At 72.5% G+C, this 23,655-nt stretch carries 25 protein-coding genes; 22 read left to right on the plus strand and 3 right to left on the minus strand.

All coding sequences use genetic code 11. The features are described from left to right. Positions 1 to 171 precede the first annotated feature (171 nt). The 16 genes from rpsP (at position 172) to ACWCYO_RS21650 (ending at position 13,920) form a co-directional block, all read left to right on the plus strand. Complete coding sequence (gene rpsP / locus ACWCYO_RS21575) at positions 172 to 600, plus strand: 30S ribosomal protein S16 (RefSeq protein ID WP_196946892.1); 429 nt, start codon at positions 172 to 174, stop codon at positions 598 to 600. A gap of 2 nt (positions 601 to 602) precedes the next feature. Further along, the gene (locus tag ACWCYO_RS21580; protein ID WP_030056773.1) at positions 603 to 842 is read left to right on the plus strand and encodes an RNA-binding protein; all 240 of its coding nucleotides are present in this window, start codon (positions 603 to 605) and stop codon (positions 840 to 842) included. A 131-nt stretch (positions 843 to 973) separates the two neighbouring features. Continuing rightward, entirely contained in the window at positions 974 to 1,525 is a 552-nt protein-coding gene (gene rimM, locus ACWCYO_RS21585) for a ribosome maturation factor RimM (protein WP_449785118.1), read from the plus strand. A 110-nt stretch (positions 1,526 to 1,635) separates the two neighbouring features. Next, positions 1,636 to 2,454 (plus strand): tRNA (guanosine(37)-N1)-methyltransferase TrmD, encoded by an 819-nt coding sequence (trmD, locus tag ACWCYO_RS21590; protein WP_449785131.1) that lies wholly within the window; start codon positions 1,636 to 1,638, stop codon positions 2,452 to 2,454. Positions 2,455 to 2,608: 154 nt separating this feature from the next. Beyond that, positions 2,609 to 2,959: a 50S ribosomal protein L19 gene (rplS, locus tag ACWCYO_RS21595; RefSeq protein WP_030243502.1), complete on the plus strand. Its 351-nt coding sequence runs from the start codon at positions 2,609 to 2,611 to the stop codon at positions 2,957 to 2,959. A gap of 77 nt (positions 2,960 to 3,036) precedes the next feature. Next, positions 3,037 to 3,969 (plus strand): signal peptidase I, encoded by a 933-nt coding sequence (lepB, locus tag ACWCYO_RS21600; RefSeq protein ID WP_270143756.1) that lies wholly within the window; start codon positions 3,037 to 3,039, stop codon positions 3,967 to 3,969. Between the two features lie 196 nt (positions 3,970 to 4,165). Next, positions 4,166 to 4,930: a signal peptidase I gene (gene lepB, locus ACWCYO_RS21605; RefSeq protein WP_405000641.1), complete on the plus strand. Its 765-nt coding sequence runs from the start codon at positions 4,166 to 4,168 to the stop codon at positions 4,928 to 4,930. Positions 4,931 to 5,172: 242 nt separating this feature from the next. Continuing rightward, complete coding sequence (lepB, locus tag ACWCYO_RS21610; protein ID WP_270143754.1) at positions 5,173 to 6,177, plus strand: signal peptidase I; 1,005 nt, start codon at positions 5,173 to 5,175, stop codon at positions 6,175 to 6,177. Between the two features lie 145 nt (positions 6,178 to 6,322). Continuing rightward, positions 6,323 to 7,078: a signal peptidase I gene (lepB, locus tag ACWCYO_RS21615; protein WP_449785119.1), complete on the plus strand. Its 756-nt coding sequence runs from the start codon at positions 6,323 to 6,325 to the stop codon at positions 7,076 to 7,078. A gap of 139 nt (positions 7,079 to 7,217) precedes the next feature. Next, entirely contained in the window at positions 7,218 to 7,691 is a 474-nt protein-coding gene (locus tag ACWCYO_RS21620) for an NUDIX hydrolase (protein WP_449785120.1), read from the plus strand. A gap of 55 nt (positions 7,692 to 7,746) precedes the next feature. Next, the gene (locus ACWCYO_RS21625) at positions 7,747 to 8,073 is read left to right on the plus strand and encodes a DUF2469 domain-containing protein (protein ID WP_449785121.1); all 327 of its coding nucleotides are present in this window, start codon (positions 7,747 to 7,749) and stop codon (positions 8,071 to 8,073) included. A gap of 168 nt (positions 8,074 to 8,241) precedes the next feature. Further along, positions 8,242 to 8,745: a YraN family protein gene (locus tag ACWCYO_RS21630; protein WP_270143743.1), complete on the plus strand. Its 504-nt coding sequence runs from the start codon at positions 8,242 to 8,244 to the stop codon at positions 8,743 to 8,745. A gap of 1 nt (position 8,746) precedes the next feature. Continuing rightward, positions 8,747 to 10,456 (plus strand): YifB family Mg chelatase-like AAA ATPase, encoded by a 1,710-nt coding sequence (locus tag ACWCYO_RS21635; protein WP_449785122.1) that lies wholly within the window; start codon positions 8,747 to 8,749, stop codon positions 10,454 to 10,456. Next, the gene (gene dprA, locus ACWCYO_RS21640; RefSeq protein WP_270143739.1) at positions 10,453 to 11,697 is read left to right on the plus strand and encodes a DNA-processing protein DprA; all 1,245 of its coding nucleotides are present in this window, start codon (positions 10,453 to 10,455) and stop codon (positions 11,695 to 11,697) included. The genes ACWCYO_RS21635 and dprA overlap by 4 nt, the downstream gene beginning before the upstream one ends. 659 nt (positions 11,698 to 12,356) lie before the next feature. Beyond that, on the plus strand, positions 12,357 to 13,223 hold the full coding sequence (gene whiG, locus ACWCYO_RS21645) for an RNA polymerase sigma factor WhiG (RefSeq protein WP_449785132.1): 867 nt from the start codon (positions 12,357 to 12,359) through the stop codon (positions 13,221 to 13,223). A 112-nt stretch (positions 13,224 to 13,335) separates the two neighbouring features. After that, on the plus strand, positions 13,336 to 13,920 hold the full coding sequence (locus ACWCYO_RS21650) for a TetR/AcrR family transcriptional regulator (RefSeq protein ID WP_449785133.1): 585 nt from the start codon (positions 13,336 to 13,338) through the stop codon (positions 13,918 to 13,920). A 68-nt stretch (positions 13,921 to 13,988) separates the two neighbouring features. Here the strand turns inward: ACWCYO_RS21650 and ACWCYO_RS21655 are convergent, their stop codons facing one another. Further along, the gene (locus tag ACWCYO_RS21655; protein ID WP_449785123.1) at positions 13,989 to 14,402 is read right to left on the minus strand and encodes a M23 family metallopeptidase; all 414 of its coding nucleotides are present in this window, start codon (positions 14,400 to 14,402) and stop codon (positions 13,989 to 13,991) included. An 888-nt stretch (positions 14,403 to 15,290) separates the two neighbouring features. On the opposite strand from ACWCYO_RS21655, the gene rpsB reads away from it, so the two are divergent. The 6 genes from rpsB (at position 15,291) to rlmN (ending at position 21,624) form a co-directional block, all read left to right on the plus strand. Continuing rightward, positions 15,291 to 16,130 carry a 30S ribosomal protein S2 gene (gene rpsB / locus ACWCYO_RS21660; protein WP_270143734.1) on the plus strand — a complete coding sequence of 280 codons (840 nt, stop codon included), beginning with the start codon at positions 15,291 to 15,293 and terminating at the stop codon, positions 16,128 to 16,130. Positions 16,131 to 16,259: 129 nt separating this feature from the next. Further along, the gene (gene tsf / locus ACWCYO_RS21665; RefSeq protein WP_270143732.1) at positions 16,260 to 17,099 is read left to right on the plus strand and encodes a translation elongation factor Ts; all 840 of its coding nucleotides are present in this window, start codon (positions 16,260 to 16,262) and stop codon (positions 17,097 to 17,099) included. Between the two features lie 262 nt (positions 17,100 to 17,361). Next, positions 17,362 to 18,126 (plus strand): UMP kinase, encoded by a 765-nt coding sequence (pyrH, locus tag ACWCYO_RS21670; protein WP_030056790.1) that lies wholly within the window; start codon positions 17,362 to 17,364, stop codon positions 18,124 to 18,126. Positions 18,127 to 18,222: 96 nt separating this feature from the next. Further along, entirely contained in the window at positions 18,223 to 18,780 is a 558-nt protein-coding gene (gene frr, locus ACWCYO_RS21675) for a ribosome recycling factor (protein ID WP_270143728.1), read from the plus strand. 356 nt (positions 18,781 to 19,136) lie between these two features. Next, positions 19,137 to 20,450 carry a phosphatidate cytidylyltransferase gene (locus tag ACWCYO_RS21680; RefSeq protein WP_449785124.1) on the plus strand — a complete coding sequence of 438 codons (1,314 nt, stop codon included), beginning with the start codon at positions 19,137 to 19,139 and terminating at the stop codon, positions 20,448 to 20,450. Between the two features lie 73 nt (positions 20,451 to 20,523). Beyond that, the gene (gene rlmN / locus ACWCYO_RS21685) at positions 20,524 to 21,624 is read left to right on the plus strand and encodes a 23S rRNA (adenine(2503)-C(2))-methyltransferase RlmN (RefSeq protein ID WP_270143725.1); all 1,101 of its coding nucleotides are present in this window, start codon (positions 20,524 to 20,526) and stop codon (positions 21,622 to 21,624) included. Positions 21,625 to 21,640: 16 nt separating this feature from the next. On the opposite strand, the gene ACWCYO_RS21690 is transcribed toward rlmN, so the two are convergent. Together ACWCYO_RS21690 and ACWCYO_RS21695 are read right to left on the minus strand one after the other, a co-directional pair. Beyond that, positions 21,641 to 22,792, minus strand: coding sequence for a hypothetical protein (locus ACWCYO_RS21690; protein ID WP_270143723.1), 1,152 nt, complete (start codon positions 22,790 to 22,792; stop codon positions 21,641 to 21,643). Between the two features lie 27 nt (positions 22,793 to 22,819). Next, the gene (locus ACWCYO_RS21695; protein WP_449785125.1) at positions 22,820 to 23,575 is read right to left on the minus strand and encodes an ABC transporter ATP-binding protein; all 756 of its coding nucleotides are present in this window, start codon (positions 23,573 to 23,575) and stop codon (positions 22,820 to 22,822) included. Positions 23,576 to 23,655 lie beyond the last annotated feature (80 nt).

Consider the following 23,655-nt stretch of genomic DNA (forward strand, 5'->3'; position numbering starts at 1 on the left):
GCCGGGTGAAGAGCGTCCGCGCCGGTATGGCAGAATGGACAGCTGAGTACTCGGCAGCCGGGCAGGACCCCTCTCTCCTACGGCTGGCGTGTCCCTTGAACGGCCCGCCCCGCAACCCCACGCGGACGGCGACGCTGCTCACCCACGTCAACACCAGGAGAATCCACTCCCGTGGCAGTCAAGATCAAGCTGAAGCGTCTCGGCAAGATTCGCTCCCCGCACTACCGCATCGTCGTCGCCGACGCCCGCACCAAGCGTGACGGTCGCGCGATCGAGGAGATCGGCATCTACCAGCCGACCTACAACCCCTCGAAGATCGAGGTCGACAGCGACCGCGCCCAGTACTGGCTGTCCGTCGGCGCCCAGCCGACCGAGCCGGTCCTCGCCATCCTCAAGCTGACCGGCGACTGGCAGAAGTTCAAGGGCCTGCCGGCTCCGGAGCCGCTGAAGGTCGCCGAGCCGAAGGTCGAGGACTTCTCGCACCTGTTCGCCAAGGCCGTCGCCGGCTTCGAGGACGCCACCACCGGTGTCGCCATCACCCCGAAGGCCAAGAAGTCGGACAAGGCCGAGGCTGAGGCCGACGCCGCCGCCGAGGCCTGATCGTGATCGAGGACGCCCTCGACCATCTGGTGAAGGGCATCGTCGAGCACCCCGACGAGGTGCAGGTGCGCTCGCGCAACCTGCGTCGGGGCAACACCATCGAGGTGCGCGTGCACCCCGATGACCTCGGCAAGGTGATCGGCCGGGGCGGCCGTACGGCGCGCGCACTGCGCACCGTGGTCGGCGCCCTCGGCGGTCGCAACGTCCGGGTCGACCTGGTCGACGTGGACAACATTCGCTGACGCAGCTGCTCGTTCAGCCGTCGGGCTTGAGGCCGACCGGGACGCATGTCGTCCCGGTCGGCCTTTTTTGCTAGCTGTCTCTGCTTACTGTCTCTGCCTTCTCGCTCAGCAACTCCAGGAGAACGATCACCGTGCAGCTCGTCGTCGGCAGGATCGGCCGCGCCCACGGCATCAGGGGGGACGTCAGTGTCGAGGTCCGCACCGACGAGCCGGAACTCCGGCTCGGCCCCGGTGCCGTCCTGCTCACCGACCCGGCCTCGGCCGGGCCCCTGACCGTCGAGTCCGGCCGGGTGCACAGCGGCCGGCTGCTGCTGCGCTTCGCCGGCGTCAAGGACCGCAACGCGGCGGAGGCGCTGCGGGGCACGCTGCTCATCTCCGAAGTCGACCCGGACGAGCGTCCGGAGGACCCGGAGGAGTACTACGACCACCAGCTGATCGGCCTCGACGTGGTGCTGCTCGACGGCACCCCGGTCGGCGAGCTGACCGAGGTGGTCCACCTGCCGTACCAGGACCTGCTTACGGTGAAGAAGGCCGACGGGACCGAGGTACTGGTGCCCTTCGTCACCCAGATCGTGCCGACCATCGACCTGGAGAACCAGCGGGCCGTGATCACCCCGCCGGCCGGGCTCATCGACCCCGAGCAGGCCGAGGTCGTCGAGCAGGCGGTGGAGGAGTCGGAGTGACCGTCGAGCAGACCCCCCAGGGTGCCGGGCAGGACGCCGGACAGAACTCGGGGCAGGACTCGGGGCAGGACTCCGGCGGCCTGGGTGCCGGTCCGGGCGTCCAGTCCGGTATGCGGATCGACGTCGTCTCGATCTTCCCGGAGTACCTGGAACCGCTGAACATCTCGCTGGTCGGCAAGGCCCGCGCTCGCGGCCAGCTCGACGTGCACCTCCACGACCTGCGCGAATGGACCCACGACGTGCACCGCACGGTGGACGACAGTCCGTACGGCGGCGGCCCCGGCATGGTGATGAAGGCCGAGCCGTGGGGCGAGGCGCTGGACGCGGTGGTGGCCGGCGGGCCCGCGGGCGAGGTGCCGACCCTGGTCGTGCCGACCCCGAGCGGGCGCCCGTTCACCCAGGAGCTGGCCCAGGAGCTGGCCGGCCGCCCCTGGCTGGCGTTCACCCCCGCGCGGTACGAAGGCATCGACCGCCGGGTGATCGAGGAGGCGGCCACCCGCATGCCGGTGGTCGAGGCCTCGATCGGCGACTACGTGCTGGCCGGCGGCGAGGTCGCGGTGCTGGTGATGGTCGAGGCGATCGCCCGACTGCTGCCCGGCGTGCTCGGCAACGCCGAGTCCCACCGGGACGACTCCTTCGCCCCCGGCGCGATGGCGGACCTGTTGGAGGGCCCGGTCTACACCAAGCCCGCCGAATGGCGCGGTCGGACCGTGCCGGACGTGCTGCTCAGCGGCAACCACGGCAAGATCGCCCGCTGGCGGCGGGAGCAGGCCTTCGCCCGCACCCTGGCCAACCGGCCCGACCTGGTCGAGCGCTGGCAGTACGGCGCCTTCGACAAGAAGGACCGGGCGGCGCTCAGCGTCCTGGGCCTGGCCTGGGACGAGGAACTCGGCCGATTTCGGCCCGCGGCCGGTGGTGTGGAAGAATAGGCGGCTGCTGTCTGTCGCTGGTTCCCTTCCGTAGGGATCACGTGGACCGGCGCCCCCGCCACGGGGGGATCGCCGTCAGCCGATGCGGCCCGCAGCAGACCCCATTGTGACGAACTTCCGTGGGCGGCCCGTGGCGCCTGCGATGGAGAGCAACATGAGCAACAAGCTCGCTGCTGTCGACGCGGCCTCGCTGCGCACCGACATCCCGGCCTTCCGCGCCGGTGACACCCTGAAGGTTCACGTCCGGGTCATCGAGGGCAACCGCTCCCGTGTCCAGGTCTTCCAGGGCGTCGTCATCCGTCGCCACGGCGCCGGCGTCGGTGAGACCTTCACCGTCCGCAAGGTCAGCTTCAACGTCGGCGTGGAGCGCACCTTCCCGGTGCACACCCCGGTCGTCGAGAAGATCGAGGTCGTGACCCGCGGTGCGGTTCGCCGCGCCAAGCTGTACTACCTGCGTGACCTCCGCGGCAAGGCCGCGAAGATCAAGGAGAAGCGCGACCGCTGATCCACCGGCCCCCGGCCACGCCAGGGGATCGGAGCGCTCTGAAGGGCCGAGCCGCCGCAAGGTAAGCTCAGCGCCCGATGAACACGCACGAACCACCCGCGGACCGCGACGGCAGTCCCGCACCCTCCGGTGCGGACTCGCTGTCGCGGTCCGCGGTCGTTTCCGGGCCGGAGCCGTCCCTGGACCGGGATCAGGGGCGGGAGCAGGACCAGGACCGGGACCGGGAGCGGACAGCGGAGCAGGCCGAGGGCCGGGCCGGGGCGGCGGACGAGGGCCGCGACCAGGACCGGGACCAGAGCGAGGACCAGTCCGAGTCGGAGGACGAGGAGCCCGGGCGTTCGCGGTCGCGGGATCTGCTGTTGTTGGTCGGGATCTGCCTGGCGGCGCTGCTGCTGGTGAACGCGTTCGTCGCCCGACCGTTCACGGTGCCCTCCGGCTCGATGGAGAGCACCCTGCAACCCGGTGACCGCTTGATCGCCAACCAGCTCGCCTACGCCTTCGGCGGCCATCCCCAGCGGGGCGACGTCGTGGTCTTCGACGGGACGGGCTCCTTCCTCCCGGAGCCGGCCGCGCCGCCGGGGTTCTGGGACAGTCTGCGTTCGGTCGGCCGGGACCTCGGACTGGTTCCGGCCGGGGACACGGTGTACGTGAAGCGCGTGGTCGGGGTCGCCGGCGACCGGGTGAGGAGCACCGGCCCGGGTGCGCCGCTCGCCGTCAACGGCGTCCCGGTGGACGAGACCTCCTACCTGGACCCGGGTGACCAGCCGTCCGAGGTGGCCTTCGACATCGTGGTGCCGCCCGGTGAGCTGTTCGTGCTGGGTGACCACCGGAGTGCCTCCCGGGACTCGCGGGACCACCTCGGGGAGCCCGGTGGCGGCTTCGTGCCCGAGGACAAGGTGATCGGCCGGGCGGACTGGGTGGTCTACCCGTTCTCGCGCCTGACCAGCCTGGACCGGCCCTCGGCCTTCACCGCCGTCACGGGAACAGGTGGTCATGGGGACCAGAGGTAGGGGGCGGGTCGCCGACCGCCCGGCCCCGGAGCCGGGTGAGGGCGCGGCGGACCGCACCGGGGCCGATCCCGCCGAGGCCGTCGGTTCCGCCGATCCGGTCGCGCAGGGGGCGCCGGTCCGCGGCCGCGCCGAGCGCCGCCGCAGCGCCCGACGTGCGGCCCGTCGGCGCAAGCGCTCGCTGCTGCGCGAGTTCCCGATGATCATCCTGGTGGCCCTGCTGGTGGCGCTGGTGCTGAAGACCTTCCTGATCCAGGTGTTCGTGATCCCCTCGGGCTCGATGGAACAGACCATCCAGGTCGGGGACCGGGTGCTGGTGGACAAGTTGACCCCCTGGTTCGGCAGTGAGCCGCAACGCGGCGACGTGGTGGTGTTCAAGGACCCGGGCGGCTGGCTCGAGAACGATCGCAAGCCTTCCGACGACGGTCCGGTCCTGGGCGGGACCAAGCAGGTACTGACCTTCGTCGGGCTGTTGCCGTCCGACAACGAGCGGGACCTGATCAAGCGCGTGATCGGTGTCGGCGGGGACACCGTCGAGTGTTGCGACCCGCAGGGACGGCTCACCGTCAACGGCCGCGCGGTGGAGGAGCCGTACCTCGCACCGGGCAATCCGCCGTCCCGGCAGTCGTTCAAGGTGACGGTGCCGAAGGGGCGCCTGTGGGTCATGGGGGACCACCGGGACGTCTCCGCCGACTCCCGATTCCACATGGGCAACCCGGGGCAGGGCACCGTCCCGCTGAGCGACGTGGTCGGTCGTGCGTTCGTGATCGCCTGGCCGCTCGGCCGCTTCCATCAACTCGATGAACCGAGTTCACTCTCCTCTCTTGCCGCGAGCTCGCGGCTCGGCGGAACTGTGCCGGAATCGATGGGCGTTGGGCCGGTTCCAACAGAACCTCCGCTCGTTATGGGTGTGTTGGGCATCCTTCCGTTCGTCTTTCGCCGGCCGGGTCGGCCTCCGAAGTGAGCCGCTCCGGCCGTTGGACGGCCGGACAGCGCGTGTGGAACCGCGAGCCGGATGCCCTGGAGTGATAGAGAAGTGCAGGTGCGGCCGGGAGTGGTCCCGGCCGTGCGTCGAGGCCGGGTTGGTGTCAGGGGAGCCCGCTGTGGGCAGCCCTGATGCGTTCACGGTCGTGGCGAGCGTGGTGCCCGCTGTGCGGCACTCTGAGCGCGGGCGCGCGGGCGTCCGCACAGCAGGGAGGAGACGTTGTGGGGGATTTGGTGATCGGTGCCCGCTCTGGCGCCGGGGAACCCGAGGGCCCTGGTGGCCGGGTGACCCGGTCCGCCGAGTCCTCGGCGCCGTCAGCCGCGGTCGAGGACGCGGCAGCCCAGACCGCCGACGAGCACGGCACCGGGGCGGACGGCCCTTCGGAGCCCGGGCGGCCGGAGGGCGAGCACGCGGACGGGTCTGATGCGGAGGCTCCGGCCAAACCGCACAAGCAGCGGTCCTTCCTGAAGGAGCTGCCGATCCTGATCGGCATCGCGCTGATCCTCGCGCTCGTGATCAAGACCTTCTTCGTCCAGGCGTTCTCCATTCCGTCTGAGTCGATGCAGAACACGCTGCAGGTCGGTGACCGTGTCCTGGTGGACAAGCTGACCCCCTGGTTCGGATCCGAACCCGAGCGTGGTGACGTCGTGGTGTTCCACGACCCGGGTGGCTGGCTGAACGACGAGCCGATCCAGCAGAGCAGCAACTCCTTCGTCCGCGGGGTGCAGGACGTGCTCAGCTTCGTCGGTCTGATGCCCTCCGCCAACGAGAAGGACCTGATCAAGAGGGTCATCGCGGTCGGCGGTGACACCGTCGAGTGCAAGGACGACGGGCCGGTCAAGGTCAACGGCGTCGCGCTCGACGAGCCGTACATCTACCCGGGCAACACGCCCTGCGGCACTCAGCCCTTCGGTCCGGTGAAGGTGCCGAACGGCCGGATCTGGGTGATGGGCGACCACCGCGCCGACTCGCTGGACTCCCGTTTCCACATGGACCAGCCGGGCGGTGGGGCCGTGCCGGTGGACAACGTGATCGGGCGGGCCTTCGTGGTGGCCTGGCCGGTCAGCCACTGGTCCACGCTCCCGGTGCCGGACACCTTCGACCAGACGGGCCTGGCGGGGGCCTTGCCGGTCGCGCCTCCGGTGGCCGGCGCGGTGGGTGCCGTCGCCCTGCTTCCGCTGGTGCGTCGGGTGCGGGCCCGGACGGACCGCCGGAAGGAGTCCTGAGCTCCACCGGGTCGTCCCCGACTCTTGCGCGGGCCGTGGTACCGACGAGTAATCTGCTCGGACGTGCCACGGCCCGCCGGCGTTCGCGCCCGAGCCACTGGCGTGCCAGTGGTGTTCTCCGGTCGGCCAGAGGTGGACGGTGTCGATGAGCAATGTCGTGGAACAGTCGGCCGACCGCCCGGACGCGCCCGCCCGGCCGGGCCGCCGACCCGCCGCGGTGCTGCAGGGCGTCGCGCTCGCGCTCGGGCTGTTGCTGATGATCGGCGGCTTCGCCCTCATCGCGGTCGACTACCGGCCGTACAAGATCCCCACCGCCTCGATGCACCCGACGCTCCAGATCGGCGACACCGTGCTTGCCCGCAAGACCGACGGCGGCACCATCGGCCGGGGCGACGTGGTCGTCTTCCGGGAGCAGGCCTGGGGCGGGGAGCTCATGGTCAAGCGGGTGGTCGCGGTCGGCGGTGACACCGTCGCCACCACCGCCGACGACCACCGGCTGGTGGTCAACGGACAGCCGGTGGACGAGCCGTACCTCGCGACGGACGGCCGCCAGGGCGAGTCGTTCAGCGTGACGGTGCCGCAGGGGCGGCTGTTCCTGCTCGGCGACAACCGGGTCGGCTCGCTCGACTCCCGCACCCACCTGGAGGCCGACGGCGGGACCGTCCCGGCCACCGCCGTCGAGGCCAGGGTCGAGGCCACCCTGCTGCCCTTCGGCCGGACCGGCGTGCTGGACCGGACCACGGCCTTCGACGGCTTCGCGGGCCCGAAGGCCGCCGAGCCCGGGCCGCTGGAGCCGGCCGCCTACGCGAGTGTTGCGGGCGCGGCGCTGATCGTCGTGACATCGGCGGTGGGCGGGGTGGCGGGCTTGGCGCGCCGGCTCCGCCGGGGGCGCAGCTCCTGAGCGCGGCCGTCGGGGGCCGGGCTGCTCCGCGGGCCGTCGGCGGCGGGGCCGCTCTGCAGAACATCGCCCCGGACGGACGCGCCGGGTGGCAGGATCGGTAGCGCCACCGTTGCGAACGGAAGGAGCGTGGAGCGCTGCCATGACGGCACAGCGTCGCAGGGCCGCACGGATCCTGCTGCTGGACGGGCTGGACCGCATCCTCCTCTTCCTGGGCGCCGACCCGGCGGTGCCCGGCGAGACGTGGTGGTTCACGCCCGGGGGCGGCTTGGAGCCGGGGGAGGACGTGCGCGAGGCGGCCGAGCGGGAGCTCGTGGAGGAGACCGGCTTGCGGGGTGTGGACCTGGGGCCCTTGGTGGCGTACGGCACGGTGTCGTTCTCCTTTCAGGGACAGCGCTACGAGCAGGAGCAGTGGTTCCACCTGGCCCGGACCACGGAGACGGTTCTGGATCACTCGGGCGTTGGCGAGGACGAGCACGCGCGGCTGCTCGGGGCGCGCTGGTGGACGGTCGAGGAATTGCGGGGCACCGCCGAGACGGTCTATCCGGCCGGATTGGCCGACTTGCTGGGGCGACTGCTGGCAGAGGGCCCGCCGGTCGATCCGGTACGGCTCTGAGCGTGGGTGCGGTGGTCCACAATGGGTGGACGTGACAAGTTGAGGGGACGCCTGGATGAGTGCCGAAGATCTCGAGAAGTACGAGACCGAGATGGAGCTCAAGCTCTACCGGGAGTACCGGGACGTCGTCGGCCTGTTCAAGTACGTGATCGAGACCGAGCGACGGTTCTACCTCACCAATGACTACGAGCTGCAGGTGCACTCGGTGCAGGGCGAGGTGTTCTTCGAGGTTTCGATGGCGGATGCGTGGGTCTGGGACATGTACCGGCCGGCCCGGTTCGTCCGTAAGGTCCGGGTGCTGACCTTCAAGGACGTGAACGTCGAGGAACTCGCGAAGAGCGATCTGGAGCTGCCCTCGGACGAGTCCGGCTTCGGGAACTGACGTTGGACGACTTCGTCCCGCGTTGTCCAGCCGAATTTCGCGTGACGAGCGCTTCTCACTCCTGCGGGTGACAAGAGTTATCCACAGGCCCGGGTTATCCACAGGGAAACGGAATTTCCCGGCTCTGGTGCGCACGGTGGTGCAGCCTCCTCGGCGGAGGTGGTCACCATGCAGAACACCATCGTGCAGGACCAGGCCGTGCCGAACGCGGCCGCAACCGGGGCGGACGGCGGGGCGGAGCCGGACCGCGGCACCAGGAACGGGCTCGGCCGCTACGGGGAGCGGGTCGCCGCCCGCCACCTCGCGGAGGCCGGCCTCCGCATCCTGGACCGCAACTGGCGCTGCGCCGAGGGCGAGCTGGACATCGTCGCCCTCGACGGCGACACCATCGCCGTCTGCGAGGTGAAGACCCGCTCCGAGCGGGGCTTCCAACAGCCCAGCGAGGCCATCGACCGGGCCAAGGCCGCCCGGCTGCGGCGGCTCGCCGAGCGCTGGCTGGCCGAACGCTGGCCCGGGCACTTCGCCCGGCTGGCCGGGCCCGGGTACGACCCCGGGCCGTCCGATCCGCAGTGGCCGCCCGCCCCACCGGGAGGGGTGCGGATCGATCTGGTCGCGGTGGTCAACCGGGCGCGGGGTGCGGCCCTGGTCGAGCACCTCCGGGGGGTGGTCTGAGATGGCCTTCGCCCGTACCTGTTCCGTCGCGCTGGTGGGCGTCGACGGAGTGATCGTCGAGGTCCAGGCCGATCTGGAGCCCGGGGTGGCCGCGTTCACCCTGGTCGGCCTGCCCGACAAGGCGCTCACCGAGGCCCGCGACCGGGTCCGCGCCGCAGTCTGCAACAGCGGGGAGGCCTGGCCGCAGCGCAAGCTGACCGTCGGCCTCAGCCCCGCCTCGGTGCCGAAGAGCGGCAGCGGCTTCGACCTCGCGGTGGCCTGCGCCGTGCTGGCCGCCGCCGAGCGGCTCGACCCGTCCTCCATCGCGGACCTGCTGCTCATCGGCGAGCTGGGGCTGGACGGCCGGGTGCGGCCCGTCCGCGGGGTGCTGCCGTCGGTGCTGGCCGCCGCCGACGCCGGGTACGAACGCGTCGTGGTCGCCGAGCAGACGGCGCCCGAGGCCGCGCTCGTTCCCGGGGTGACGGTGATCGGGGTCCGCAGCCTGCGCCAGCTCGTCGCCATCCTGACCGGGGCGGCCGAGCCGGAGGAGCCGACCGACCCGATCGGCGGCCGGCCCGATCCGCTGATGGCTGGCCTGATGTTGCCCAGCGCGGGCGTCCGGGGCCTGCCCGACGACCGGGCACTGCGCCTCGACATGGCCGACGTGGCCGGTCAGTACGAGGCCCGGCGAGCCCTGGAGATCGCCGCCGCCGGAGGGCACCACCTCTACCTCAAGGGGCCACCGGGCGCGGGCAAGACGATGCTGGCGGAGCGGCTGCCCTCGCTGCTCCCGCCGCTGACCCAGAAGGAGGCGCTGGAGGTCACCGCCGTCCACTCGGTGGCGGGCCTGCTCCCGGTCGGGCGCCCGCTGATCGACACCGCGCCCTACTGCGCCCCGCACCACTCCACCACGATGCCCGCGATCGTCGGTGGCGGCAGCGGTCTGCCGAGACCGGGGGCGGTGTCCCTCGCCCACCGGGGCGTGCTCTTCCTGGACGAGGCGCCGGAGTTCCCCGTGCGGGTGCTCGACGCGCTGCGCCAGCCGCTGGAGTCGGGCGAGGTGGTGATCGCCCGTTCGGCCGGATCGCTCCGGCTCCCGGCCCGGTTCCTGCTCTGCCTGGCCGCGAACCCCTGTCCGTGCGGCCGGTACTCACGGCGGGGCGAGGGCTGCGAGTGCACCCCGGCCATGGTCAGCCGGTACCAGGGGCGGCTCTCCGGGCCGCTGTTGGACCGGGTCGACCTCCAGGTCCAGGTCGCCCCGGTGACCAGGATCGAGCTGATGGAGCGGGACGCCACGGCGGAGAGCACCGAGACCGTCGCGGCCCGGGTGCTGGCGGCACGGGAACGGGCGGCGGCCCGGCTGGAGGACACCCCCTGGCGGACCAATGCGGAGGTGCCCGGCCACGAACTGCGCACCCGCTGGCAGCTCGCGGCCGGCGCGCTCAACGACGTCGCGCGCCAGTTGGAACGCGGACTGCTGACCGCCCGCGGCCTGGACCGGGTGCTCCGGGTCGCCTGGACGGTCGCCGATCTGGCCGGCCGCGACCGGCCGGACCAACGGGACGTGCGCACCGCCCTGGTCCTGCGCACCGGCGTCGAGCAGGGACTTCCGCTGCCCGAGCGCCCCCGCGGTCAACTCGGGACCATCCCAGCCCAGCGCAGGAGCGGCCCGGACGACGACTGGCCCGGTGCGCGGACGGAGCCCGCGGCGAACGACGAGGAGGCTGCATGAACCAGCTGTTGGGGCACCCCCAGGTACCCCGGACACCCCAGGACCCCCAGACATTCCAGAATCCCCAGGATCCCCGGACACCCCACGCGGGCGCAGCCGGTCCACCGGACGCGCCCGAACCGGAGCGCCTCGCCCGCGTCCTGCTCAACCGGCTCAGCGAACCGGGCGACGCGGTGGTCGGCCGCTGGCTCGGCCAACTATCCGCCGTGGAGGTGGTCCGGGCGATCCGGGAGGGCACCGTCCCCGACCACCCGGGGTTGGACTCCGCCCGGCTGGCCGCCTACCAGGCGCGGCTCCCGGGTCTCGCCCCGGCAGACGACCTGAAACGGGTACGGGACGCGGGTGGACGCTTCATCATTCCGGGGGACACGGAATGGCCCAGTCAACTGGACGACCTGGGCGACGGACGCCCGATCGGGCTGTGGACCAGCGGCACCGGTTCGCTGCGGCTGCTCGCCCTCCGCTCGGTGGCGGTGGTGGGCTCGCGGGCCTGCACGGCCTACGGCGCCCATGTCGCGGGTGAGCTCTCGGCCCAACTGGCCGAGCGCGGCTGGGTCGTGGTGTCCGGAGCCGCGTACGGGATCGACGCGGCGGCCCACCGCGGGGCGCTGGCCGTCGGCGGGATGACCGTCGCCGTGCTCGCCTGCGGGGTCGACGTGGCCTACCCGAAGGGGAACGCCGAACTGATCCGGCGGATCGGCGTCCAGGGCCTGCTGGTCAGCGAACTCCCGCCCGGGGAGCATCCGAACCGCTTCCGCTTCGTCCTCCGCAACCGGGTCATCGCGGCGCTGACCCGGGGCACCGTGGTGGTCGAGGCGGCCCTGCGCAGCGGAGCCCTGAGCACGGCCAGACGGGCGCGGGACCTCAATCGCCACACCATGGGCGTGGCCGGCCCGGTCACCTCGGAGCTCTCCGCCGGGGTGCACGCCCTGATCCGCAGCGGCGGCGCCACCCTGGTCACCGACGCGGCCGAGATCACCGAGCTGGTCGGCGCGATCGGGGACGACCTGGCCCCGCAGCGCAGTGGCCCGGTGCTGCCGCGGGACCTGTTGGAGCCGGCGGTGGCCCGGGTCCTGGAGGCCGTGCCGGCCACGGCGGAGGGCGCTCCGGTCGAGCGACTGGCCCGCCAGTCCGGGCTCCCGCCGGACGAAGTCCTGCAGCGGCTCTACGAGTTGGTCTCGCTCGGCTTCGTGGAGCGACACGGTGCGCACTGGCGCGTGGTGCGGAGGAGGTGCCCGTAGGAGGACGAACACGGGTGCGTCCAGGGGAGGGGAGCCGGGACGGTCCGGCTGACCTGCTGATCCGGTTCTTCCGCTCGTGTGGCCGGATCCGCTGGACGAAGGCCACCGGATCGAGGGACGACCGGGTGGCGGTAGCGCTTTGCAGCGAGTTGGTCACGCTACGCTCCACATGCCTTCCCTATCAGCACATGACTCGGCAGAACGGCGCAGACCAACGTATGCCCACACACATTCCCGGACACAGAGTGACCGGTGGCGCCCGGTCCTCGGGAGGGCCGCGGACCGAGCGGCGCCCCGTGACCGAGTTCCCGCCCAAGTCGGCGGGGACGATGGGAGGCCTGTCGCGCCAGGGCGGCCGGCCGACGGTGGTGCCAGGCCAGCCGGCGGACACGACCAGGGACGCCGATGCCGCCCACGGGACCGACACCGCTCCCAGCGCCGACGCGGCCCTCGGCGCCGAGTCAGCCCCCGACGCCGAGTCGGCGCACGACATCGGGCCGGCGCACAGCATCGAGTCGGCGCACAGTATCGAGCCGGCGCAAGGCACCGGGCCGGCGCACAGCATCGAGCCGGCGCGCGGCACCGGGGCGGCCGCCGTCGTCGGAGCGGTCGCCGAGGCGGACGCGCCCGGTGGTGCGGCCGTCGGGCGCGCCCCCCGGCTGCCTTCGAGCGCCCCCGCTCCGGACGCCACCTCCCCACCCGCGTCCCGCCCCCGCGCGGAAGGCGCCGGCGAGGGCGCGGACGCCCGGGAGGCCGCCGCGCAGGGGCGCAGTGCGCTCGAAGAGCTCTGGCGCTCGTACAAGGAATCCGGCGATCAGCGGCTGCGCGAGCAGCTGATCCTGCACTACTCACCGCTCGTCAAGTACGTGGCGGGCCGGGTTGGGGTCGGTCTGCCCTCCAACGTCGAGCAGGCCGACTTCGTCTCCTCCGGGGTCTTCGGGCTGATCGACGCGATCGAGAAGTTCGACATCAACCGCGCCATCAAGTTCGAGACCTACGCGATCAGCCGCATCCGCGGGGCGATCATCGACGAGCTGCGCGCCCTGGACTGGATCCCCCGGTCGGTGCGGCAGAAGGCGAAGGCCGTCGAACGGACCTACGCGACGTTGGAGGCCCGGCTGCGCCGGACGCCGCACGAGCCCGAGGTCGCAGCCGAGATGGGCATCGCGATCGAGGACCTGCACGCGATCTTCAGCCAGCTGTCGCTCGCCAACGTGGTCGCCCTGGACGAGTTGCTGCACCCGGTGGGGGAAGGCGGCGACCGACTGAGCCTGATGGACACCCTGGAGGACCACGGCGCGGACGACCCGGTCGAGGTGGCCGAGGACCGCGAGCTGCGCCGACTGCTGGCCCAGGCTGTCAACACCCTCCCCGAGCGGGAGAAGACGGTGGTGACGCTCTATTACTACGAGGGCCTCACCCTCGCCGAGATCGGGCAGGTGCTGGGGGTGACGGAGAGCCGGGTGAGCCAGATCCACACCAAGTCCGTCCTCCAACTGCGCGCCAAGCTCTCGGACATCCGGTAGCGGGCGCCGAGTCGCCCGGCGGGCCCGCCCCCTGGCCCGAATGCGCGGCGCCGTATCGGCCGCAGGTAGGGCTCCGTACAGTGGGAGCGTGCCGAAGATCCGAGCGGCCACGGTGGCCGAGCATCGCCAACTGCAACGGGCAGCCCTCCTCGACGCTGCCCGCACCCTGCTCACCGAGGGCGGCATGGAAGCACTGACCTTCCCCGCGCTCGCGGCCCGCACCGGGCTGGCGCGCTCCTCGGTCTACGAGTACTTCCGCTCCCGTGCCGCCGTGGTCGAGGCGCTCTGCGAGGTGGACTTCCCGCTCTGGGCGGCCGAGATCGAGGCCGGGGTGGCGAGCTGCGACACTGCCGCCGAGCGGATCGAGGCGTACGTCCGGGGACAGCTGGCGCTGGCCGGGGACTCCAGGCACCGCGCGGTCATGGCCATCTCGGCGGTGGAACTCGACGAGGCCGCGCGCGAGCGTATCCGGGCGGCGCACGGCCGGCTCGTCGGCCTGGTCGTCCAGGCGCTGGAGGACCTCGGCCACGAGCAGCCCCGGCTCGCCGCGGCACTGCTGCAGGGGGTCGTGGAGGCTGCCGTCCGCCGGGCCGAGCAACTCGCCGCCGGGGGCCGCGGGGGCAGCCCGGTCGAGTCCGCCGAGGCGATCGCCGACGCCGCCGTCGCCTTGGCGCTGCACGGCCTCGACCGCGGCTGAACGGCTGCCCGGCCGCTCGACCCGTACCCGCGACCCCCGTCCATGCCGTTCACGCCGTCCGACCTTCCCTACCCATCCGCGTCCCCGTGCCCGGTGCCGCCCAGCGGCAGCAGGCGCGCCCGGCCCGCGCCGAGCAGGGCCAGTGGATCGAGGTAGCGGCCGCCGCGCAACAGCCCCCAGTGCAGGCAGGTGCGCGTGCCGCAATGCCGCCCGTCCGGGGCGAGCCGCCCGATCACCTGCCCGGCGGCGACCGCGGTGCCGACCGGCAGGGTGCCGGTGACGGGCAGGTAGGTGGTGCGCAGCGGGGGAGTCCCGGAGCCGGGATGGGCGACGGTCACCACCGGTCGCCCCGCCACCAGCCCGGAGAACGCGATCATCCCGGCGGCCGCCGCCCGTACCTCCTCCCCGGGCGCGGCGGCGAGGTCCACACCCCGGTGTCCGGCCGCCCAGGGCTTCGCCGGCGGCTCGAACCGGCCCAGCACCTCACCCGGCCCGCCACCCACCGGCCAGGCCCGGGCCGGACCCCGACCGGAACCACCACCCGGGCCGCCGTCCGTACCCGGCGCCTCGCTGCCGCCGGTTCCCCCGCCAGCCGCCCACGCCGCCCACTCCGCCCGCCGCGCCCCCGGCACCCCCACCCCCGGCACCTCCACTCGCGGCACCCAAACCCCCGGCGTCCCTACTCCCGGCACCCCCACACCACCCGCCAAGGCGAGCACCACCGCCAGCACCACCCCGGTGCACATCCGTCGAAACCCATTGCGCCCAGTCATGCCCCGAGGCTGGCCGCGCCCCGCCCCCCGCACCACCCACTTCCGGATACCTGTGGACAAACCGCCCCCGCACCCGATCGCGATCCCCCGGACGGGTGTACGGACGCCGCCATCCGGTGTACAAACGGCATACCAGGGCCGGTCAGCGGGCAGACCGCCGACCAGTCGGTCACCGTCCTCCGACCGCCGCGGAGCCGCCCACCGCAGCCGTTTCCCCGGCTCCTCCCAGGCCTTCCGCCGCCGGGGCGCGGCCCGTCCGCAGGCCCTCCGGCGCCCGCGAAGTCGCTCGCCGCTCGGCGCTTCCCGTACACTTCACACGCGGCCCGGTCCACCGGGTCGACTTCGCACGCCCCGCCACCGGCGGTCGGACGCGGCTTGTCCGCAGCCCCGCCAGGTGCGAGTGCCGCTCGGTCCGCCGAGCCCGACCGGTCTCCGGACCGGGCGGGTGGAAGCGGCTCGGCACGATCGGGGCGTCAGGCGTGGCTGTCACCTGGCCGCCACGGACAAACCGAGCCTGACCCGGCCGTAGGCGACCGCCCAACGGGAAACCCCCGCAGGACCGCCGCAGCCGGGCCGTAACACCTGAGGAGAACGGCCATGGCCGTCGTCACGATGCGGGAGCTGCTGGAGAGCGGCGTCCACTTCGGTCACCAGACCCGTCGCTGGAACCCGAAGATGAAGCGCTTCATCATCACCGAGCGCAACGGCATCTACATCATCGACCTGCTGCAGTCGCTGAACTACATCGACCGCGCCTTCGAGTTCATCAAGGAGACCGTTGCCCACGGCGGCAGCGTCCTCTTCGTCGGCACGAAGAAGCAGGCCCAGGAGGCCATCGCCGAGCAGGCCACCCGCGTGGGCATGCCCTACGTGAACCAGCGCTGGCTCGGCGGCATGCTGACCAACTTCTCGACCGTCTACAAGCGCCTGCAGCGCCTCAAGGAGCTCGGCGAGCTGGACTTCTCGGACGTGGCCGGCTCCGGTCTCACCAAGAAGGAGCTCCTGGTCCTCCAGCGCGAGCACGACAAGCTGGAGAAGACCCTCGGCGGTATCCGCGACATGCAGCGCGTTCCCAGCGCCGTCTGGATCGTGGACACCAAGAAGGAGCACATCGCGGTCGGCGAGGCCCGGAAGCTCAACATCCCGGTCGTCGCCATCCTCGACACCAACTGCGACCCGGACGAGGTCGACTACAAGATCCCGGGCAACGACGACGCGATCCGTTCCGTCACCCTGCTGACCCGCGTGATCGCCGACGCCGTGGCCGAGGGCCTGAAGGCCCGCGCCGGTGTCGCCAAGGGCGACACCAAGGCCGAGCCGGGCGCCGACCAGCCGCTGGCCGACTGGGAGAAGGACCTCATCGAGGGCGAGAAGAAGGCCGAGGAGGCCCCCGCCGCCGAGGCTCCCGCCGCCGAGGCGCCGGCCGAGCAGGCCTGACGTACCAAGGGTGAGGGGCACCCGCCGGTACGACACCGGTGGGTGCCCCTCTCTCCCGCGCCGGGGCCGAACCATCGGTCCCGGCGCATCCCCACGCAGACACGCGAGACGCGAGAAGAGATTCACACCATGGCGAACTTCACCGCCGCGGACGTCAAGAAGCTCCGTGAGCTCACCGGCGCCGGCATGATGGACTGCAAGAAGGCCCTGGACGAGGCCGAGGGCAACGTCGAGAAGGCCGTCGAGCTCCTGCGCATCAAGGGCCAGAAGGGCGTTGCCAAGCGCGAGGGCCGTGACGCCTCCAACGGCGCCGTCGCCGCGCTGATCGCCGAGGACAAGAAGTCCGGCGTGCTGGTCGAGCTGAACTGCGAGACCGACTTCGTCGCCAAGGGCGAGAAGTTCGTCGAGGTCGCCGACGCGATCGCCGCCCACGTCGCCAAGAGCGCCCCGGCCGACCTGGAGGCCGCCCTGGCTTCCGAGATCGAGGCCGGCAAGACCGTCCAGCAGTTCGTGGACGAGGCCAACGCGACCCTGGGCGAGAAGATCGTCTTCCGTCGCTTCGCCCAGTTCGACGGTGACGGCTTCGTCGCGGTCTACCTGCACAAGACCAGCCCCGACCTGCCGCCGGCCGTCGGCGTCCTGGTCGAGCTGGACAAGGAGAACGCCGAGGTCGCCAAGGACGTCGCGCAGCACATCGCCGCCTTCGCGCCGAAGTACCTGTCCCGCGAGGAGATCCCGGCCGAGGCCCTCGAGAACGAGCGCCGCGTCGCCGAGGCCACCGCTCGCGAGGAGGGCAAGCCGGAGGCCGCCCTGCCGAAGATCGTCGAGGGTCGCGTCACCGGCTTCGTGAAGGAGAACTCCGTCCTGGAGCAGGCCTTCGCGAAGGACAACAAGAAGACCGTCGCCAAGGTCCTCGAGGAGGCCGGCGTCAGCCTCAAGCGCTTCGCCCGCTTCCGCGTCGGCGCCTGAGCCACGTTCCACCTGGTCCCCGGCCCCTTTAGGCTGGGAACCGCCCCCGCCCGCTGACCAGGGCGGGCGGATCGCCGAACGGGCTCACCCAGCGCCAACCGTCCATGGGCGGGCCGCTTCGGCACCATGAACGACGAGGAGGCCATTGCCGTGCAGGACACCGAACCGGTTCCCGCGGCAGTGGCCTCCTCGCGTGTACGCGCAGACCGGGTATCCGCACACCCAGGCCTGTGAGCCAGCAGGTGCAATAAAGGAGAAGTCCATGCAGGAGACGCAGGAGACCGCGCAGGACCCCAAGGCGGGCTCGCGTCGCCGGGTGCTGCTCAAGCTGTCCGGTGAAGCCTTCGCCGGTGGCGGCGGGCTCGGCGTCGACCCGGACGTCGTGCACGCGATCGCCCGGGAGATCGCCACGGTCGTCCGCGCCGGTACCGAGGTCGCGGTGGTCATCGGCGGCGGCAACTTCTTCCGTGGCGCGGAGCTGCAGGTCCGCGGCATGGACCGGGCCCGCTCCGACTACATGGGCATGCTCGGCACCGTCATGAACTGCCTGGCGCTGCAGGACTTCCTGGTCAAGGAAGGCATCGAGACCCGGGTCCAGACCGCCATCACCATGGGCCAGGTCGCCGAGCCGTACCTGCCGCTGCGGGCCGTCCGGCACCTGGAGAAGGGCCGTGTGGTGATCTTCGGCGCCGGTATGGGCATGCCGTACTTCTCCACCGACACCACGGCCGTCCAGCGCGCGCTGGAGATCCACGCCGACGTCCTGCTGATGGGCAAGAACGGCGTGGACGGCGTCTACGACTCCGACCCCCGGACCAACCCGGACGCGGTGAAGTTCGACGCGCTGGAGTACTCCGAGGTCATCGCGCGCGACCTCAAGGTCGCCGACCTCACCGCGATCACGCTGTGCAAGGACAACAACCTCCCGATGCTGGTCTTCGAACTGCTGGCGGAGGGCAATATCGCGCGTGCGGTGAAGAGTGAGAAGATCGGCACACTCATCAGCCAGGATTCTGTCCGGGCCTGAGCAGCAACCAGCCGTACGGGCCGGCGTCCGCCGCGACCGGCCCCGATGCCGACACCGGTCGGGACAACAGCAGATGAACCGGACAGGGAGATCACAGTGATCGAAGAGACCCTCCTCGAGGCCGAGGAGAAGATGGAGAAGGCCGTTTCGGTCGCCAAGGACGACCTCGCGGCCATCCGCACCGGCCGTGCGCACCCGGCGATGTTCGCCAAGATCGTGGCCGAGTACTACGGCGCCGTGACGCCGATCAACCAGCTGGCCTCGTTCTCGGTGCCGGAGCCCCGGATGGCGGTCGTCTCGCCGTTCGACAAGACCGCTCTGAAGGCCATCGAGCAGGCGATCCGCGACTCCGACCTCGGCGTCAACCCGTCGAACGACGGTTCCATCATCCGGGTGGTGCTGCCCGAGCTGACCGAGGAGCGCCGCCGCGAGTTCATCAAGATCGCTCGTACCAAGGGCGAGGACGCCAAGGTCTCGATCCGTTCGGTGCGCCGCAAGGCCAAGGACGCCATCGACAAGCTGGTCAAGGACGGCGAGGTCGGCGAGGACGACGGCCGCCGCGCCGAGAAGGAGCTCGACGACACCACGGCCAAGTACGTGGCCATGGTCGACGAGCTGCTGAAGCACAAGGAAGCCGAGCTGCTCGAGGTCTGATGAACGACGCCCCTGACGCCCCTGGCTACTGGGGCCCGTCCGACCAGCAGTTCCAGCCCTACCGCCCGGCGCCGCAGCCGCAGGCACCCCGGCCGCCGGCCCATCCGGCGCCGGGGTACGGCGAGCATCCGGCGCCGGTCCAGGGCCAGCCCCTCCCGGCTCCGCCGGTCCAGGGCCAGCCCGTTCCGGATGCACCGGCCCAGGCACATCCCTTCCCGGGGCAGCCCGGCCACCCGGGCGGCCAGGCCGCTCACCAGGGTGCGCCGGGTGCCGCCCCGGGGGACCAGGGTCACCGTTCGGATCACCCGCAGCAGCCTCCGGTGTACTGGGGCGGCGACGCGGAAGAGACTCAAGTCATGCCTCCGGTACCGGCCGATCCCGGCCCGCACCCCGGCGCGCCCGACCGCGGCCCGGCCCGGGGTCCGGCGTTCGGTAACCAGGCGTCCGGTAGCCAGGCGTTCGGCAACGAGGCACCCGGGCAGCCCCAGGCCCCCGGGCAGCCCCCGGCCCCGGGTCGGCACGCGGCGCACGGACGGCCGACGGCCCCCAGTCGGCCGGCCGACCCCGCCGCGGACCAGGCCCGGGAGGCCGGCCGACTGAGCGGCCCGCTGTTCCGGGACGAGCAGTCCGAGCCGGCGCCGACGGGCGTGACGGAGACGGTCGTGCTGCGCGCGATAACCGATGACGTCGCTCCCGCCCCCGGCCACGGCACCCCGCCGTACCCGGGGGCTCCGCTGCATCCCGCGCCGCCGCAGGGCCACCGGGCGGCCGGTCAGCCCCCCTTCGTGCCGTCGTCCCATCCAGGGCAGGAGACACCAGTGGCCGCCCAGCCCGCCCCGCAGCCGGAGCCGCGCAAGCAGCGCGGTGGCCGTAACCTCCAGGCCGCCATAGGCGTGGGAGTGGGCCTCGGCGCGGTGATCGTCGCCTCGCTGTTCGTGGTGAAGGCGCTGTTCCTGTTCGTCGTGATGGCTGCGGTGGCGGTCGGCAGTTGGGAGCTGACCACCCGGCTCGCCGAGCGCAAGCAGATCAAGGCGCCGCTGGTCCCGCTGGTGGTGGGCGGTGTCGCGATGGTCGCCTGCGGCTACTGGGCCGGCGTCCAGTGGGCCGCGGCCGCACTGGCGCTGACCGGGTTGGCGGTGATGGTCTGGCGGATGGCCCAGCCGCCGGAGAACTACCTGCGGGACATAACGGCGGGTGTGTTCACCGCCTTCTACGTGCCGTTCCTGGCGACCTTCGTGGCGATGATGCTGGCGGCCGACGACGGCCCCCAGCGGATCGTGCTCTTCCTTATCGTCACGATCTGCAGCGACACCGGCGCCTACGCGGTGGGTTACAAGTTCGGCAGGACCAAGCTGGCCCCGACGATCAGTCCCGGCAAGACCCGCGAGGGCTTGGCCGGCGGCATCGGTCTGTCGATGCTGGCGGGTGCAGTGCTGATGCAGCTGATCATCGACGGCGGCAGCTGGTGGCAGGGCCTGATCCTGGGCGGCTGCGCCGCGGTCACCGCGACCCTGGGCGACCTGGGCGAGTCGATGATCAAGCGCGACCTCGGGATCAAGGACATGGGCACCCTGCTGCCCGGCCACGGCGGCATCATGGACCGGCTGGACTCTCTCCTGCCGACCGCCCCGGTGGTCTGGCTGCTGCTGGCGGCCTTCGTCGGCAGCTGACCCACGGATCCGAGTGCGGGCCCCGGACGCCAGGCGTCCGGGGCCCTCGCACGTCTGCGACACTGGAACAACCATGCCTAAGCCCGGAGAACTCACCTTTGTCGCGCCGCGCGGCGCCAAGCCCCCGCGACACCTCGCCGACCTGAGCCCCGCCGAGCGCAAGGAGGCCGTCGCCGAGCTGGGCGAGCAGCCGTTCCGCGCCAAGCAGCTCTCCAACCACTACTTCGGCCGGATGTCGAACGACCCGGCGAGCTGGACGGACATCCCCGCCGCCAGTCGGGAGAAGCTCACCGAGAGCCTGCTGCCCGAGCTGATGTCGGTGGTGCGGCACGTCTCCTGCGACGACGACGCCACCCGCAAGACGCTCTGGAAGCTGTTCGACGGCACGCTCGTCGAGTCGGTGCTGATGCGCTACCCCGACCGGGTCACCATGTGCATCAGTTCGCAGGCCGGCTGCGGCATGAACTGCCCGTTCTGCGCCACCGGTCAGGCCGGGCTGACCCGCAACCTGTCCACCGGCGAGATCGTCGAGCAGATCGCCGCCGGGATGCGCGCGCTGAAGGCCGGTGAGATCCCGGGCGGCGAGGCGCGGCTGTCCAACGTGGTCTTCATGGGCATGGGCGAGCCGCTGGCCAACTACAACCGGGTGCTGGCCGCGATCCGCCGGCTCACCGACCCGGCGCCGGACGGCTTCGGCCTGTCCCAGCGCGGCATCACCGTCTCCACCGTCGGCCTCGTCCCGGCGATGAACCGGCTGGCCGACGAGGGTCTCAGCTGCCGCCTGGCGCTGTCGCTGCACGCCCCGGACGACGAGTTGCGCGACGAACTGGTCCCGGTGAACACCCGGTGGAAGGTCGCCGAGGTGCTGGACGCGGCCTGGAACTACGCGGAGAAGTCCGGCCGCCGGATCTCCATCGAGTACGCGCTGATCAAGGACATCAACGACCAGGCGTGGCGGGCGGACCTGCTCGGACGGCTGATCAAGAACCACCGGGTGCACGTCAACCTGATCCCGCTGAACCCGACCCCGGGTTCCAAGTGGACGGCCTCCCGCCCGGAGGACGAGCGGGAGTTCGTCCGCCGGCTCCAGTCGCACGGCGTGCCCACGACCGTCCGCGACACCCGCGGCCAGGAGATCGACGGCGCCTGCGGCCAGCTCGCCGCGGCGGGCTGAGCGGGGGAGCGGGGGGCTACCGCAGCCCGGCGGCCGCCAGCGCGGCGGTCGTCCCGCCGGTCACCAGCAGCGTGGTGCCCACCGCGAGGGTGCGCAGCGCGACCGCGCCGAACAGCAGCCGGGGCGAGGCACCGAGGCGCAGCAGCGCTTCGGTGACATCCCGGCGGTCCGTGCGCACCTCGGCGAGCCGGGCGATCACCGCGGCGGCCGCGCAGCCGAGCACCAGGCAGGCCTCGACGGCGGGCAGCGCGTCGGCGCTGTCCGGCGTGCCGATCCAGTAGCGGATGGTGGTCAGCACCAGGGCGATGACCAGGGTGAGGACGGCCAGCGGCGGGCCGAGCCGGCGGGCCTGGGCGGTGAGGCCGCGCCCGGCCAGCAGCCGCAGCGGGGTGGGCCGACCGAGGGCGAGCAGCCGTCCGGTCCAGGCGAGCAGCGGGCCGGTGAGCAGGGCGAGGCCGAGTGCGCCGGCGGCCCAGCCACCGAGGGCGGCGGTGCTGGTGGTGCCGAGCCCGGCGGGCAGGTGGATCGGGCGGCCGTCGGCGGGGGCGCCGGGCCGCAGGGCGATGAGTTCGAGCGCGGCGCCGATCACCACCAGCCCGATCGGTACGGCGATCCGCAGCGGGCCGAAGCCGGTGCGGCCGCGGGTGCGGCCGCCGGGCAGGGTCTCGGCGACGGGCACCGAGCAGCCGGCGGCGATGCCGGCGGTGAGCGGGACCAGGGCGAGCAGGGTGACCGGTGCGGCGGCCGGCAGCGGCACGCCCATGCCGAGGTCGGGGGCGAGCGAGGGTCCGGCGATGTCGTTGCGCAGCACCAGGAAGAGCAGCAGGGTGAGCACGCTGCCGAGGGTGCAGGCGAGGACGACCTCGACGGCGATCAGGGCGCGGATCCGCCGGGAGCCGGCCCCGGCGGCGGTGAGGCCGGCGATCCGTTCGGGGCGCCGGGCGGGCACCGAGCGGGCGGCGACGGCCGCGAACCAGGCGACGGCGGCGAGCGGGGGCAGGCACCAGAGCAACCGGACCAGCGCGTCGGCGCCGCCGAGCGGGTCGCTCAGCGCCCGGCCGAGGGAGCGCAGCAGGAAGGCGGCGACGACGGCGGCCGCCAGTGCGGTGAGCAGCCAGCGGCCGAGGTCGGGCACCCGGTAGCCCCGGGCCAGACGGAGGTAGAACACGTCGACTCTTTCAGCGGTTCGGCCTCGTCAGCGGCGGGTGGCCGTGACGGTGGAGGCGCCGGCCGGGCCCGGGGCGGCGGTGCCGCGCGAGACGGGTGCGGCGGGGGCGGTGAGCCGTCCGTCGACGAGGGCGACGGCGCGGTCCGCGAACCGGACGAGCTCGGGGTCGTGGGTGGCCAGGACGAGGGTGAGCTGGTGCGAGCGGGCCGCGCTGGTCAGTATCCGCAGGACCTGGTCGGCGGCCTCGCGGTGCAGCGGGGCGGTGGGGTCGTCGGCGAAGACGACGGGCGGCAGCGGCGCGAGGGCGCGGGCCACGGCGATCCGCTGGCACTGGCTCTGGACCAGCCGGTCGGGCCGGTGCCGGGCGATGTCGCCGACGTCGAGGCGTTCCAGCCACTCGTCGGCGGCGGTGTAGGCGGCCTTGTTGCCGGCGCCGGCGAGCAGCAGCGGCAGGGCGACGTTCTCGCGGGCGGTCAGTTCGGGCACCAGGTGCGGTTCGGAGCCGACGAAGCCGAAGCGGTCGCGGCGCAGCCGTTCGCGGCCGGCCCGGCCGAGGGTGTGCACGGGGGAGCTGTTGAACCAGACCTCGCCCTTGTCGACCGGGAGTTGGGCGGAGAGGCAGCCGAGCAGGGTGCTCTTGCCGGAGCCGCGCGGGCCGGTGACGGCGAGCACCTCGCCATCGCGGACGCCGATGGAGATGCCGCGCAGGGCCGGGGTGCCGTAGTGGGACTTGACGATCCCCCGGGCCCACAGCACGTCGTTGTCAGGCGGTGCCGCTGACATGAGGTTCCATCCTGGGTGGCCGCAGGGATATGACAGTCGTCAGATTAGAACGACCGGGACCGGCCGCGGTTGCGGCGCAC

The sequence above is a fragment of the Kitasatospora sp. NPDC001683 genome, assembly GCF_053596495.1.